A 933-nucleotide genomic window follows, 5' to 3' on the forward strand; every position below is an offset into this window, starting at 1 on the left:
TGCGTCAATATCGTATACTGATACAATGTCGCCAACCTCTTTGATTGGTCTTGGCATTACATTCTTTGCGGTCAGCTTACCGATGGCTGCTGCAGCTTCTGCGCCAGCCTCTACAGCGGAACGTACTGCTGCCACATCACCTTTCACCATAATGGTTACCAGGGTGGAGCCTACATTTTCATAGGAAATCAATTCAACATTTGCGGCCTTGAGCATCTTGTCTGCTGCCTCCAGTGCAGGAACCAGACCAACGGTTTCTACTAGCCCTAAAGCTTCATTTCCGTAATATTTCACTTTTGTAAACCTCCTCTTTTTTATTTGTGGCTGCGGTATTTCTTATCCACATATTTATCAACTGCGCTTCTTCCATCATCACTGATTTCATAGCACACGCGTAACTCTCCGTCCTTATCTAGGTCATAGCTACTTATGTTAACAAATCCATTTGCCTCGAGAGACATAACATGGTCTAAATAAAGTTTTTTTGTAAACTGGCGTTCTCCGCCGTATTGCGGCTTTAAAGCCTCCATAATCTGGCTGACATCCGCATTTTTAACATCGTACAAATAATTTAGAACTGCTGTTCTTGCAGGTAATAACATATCCTTAAGCCCCTTTCTTAAATAAATCCAGTGGATTCATGGTTACTACAATTGCACCAAGTACAATTACAAGAGAACCAACGACAATCGTAGGGGTAAGTGCCTGTCCTAAGAACAGTACACAGAAGAAAACTCCCCAAAAAGCATATGTTACATTTAAGGACATACCAATTGCGCATCCTACTGTAGAATTACTCTTATACCAGCATACAAATGATACCGCTGCACTAAGGCCAGCTGCTGCAAGCCAGATAGCAGGTACTCCTGCTGAAAGGGTCATTCCTAATAGTCCCATACCTCCGAGAATAGGTAGAATCACGAATAAATCGAC

2 protein-coding genes and 1 pseudogene are annotated in these 933 nt (G+C 42.6%); all 3 read right to left on the reverse strand.

The features are described 5' to 3' along the window. Window positions 1-294: BMC domain-containing protein (locus RTP52_RS08500; protein ID WP_012199443.1), on the reverse strand; the 294-nt coding region annotated here is incomplete at its 3' end. 20 nt (window positions 295-314) lie between these two features. Continuing rightward, window positions 315-602, reverse strand: a complete 288-nt coding sequence (locus RTP52_RS08505; RefSeq protein ID WP_312102962.1) for a hypothetical protein — start codon at window positions 600-602, stop codon at window positions 315-317. A 4-nt stretch (window positions 603-606) separates the two neighbouring features. Then, a pseudogene (locus tag RTP52_RS08510) lies at window positions 607-933 on the reverse strand (EamA family transporter); the annotation flags it as partial.

Source organism: Lachnoclostridium sp. (genome assembly GCF_031997925.1).
Taxonomy (GTDB): Bacteria; Bacillota; Clostridia; order Lachnospirales; family Lachnospiraceae; genus Lachnoclostridium.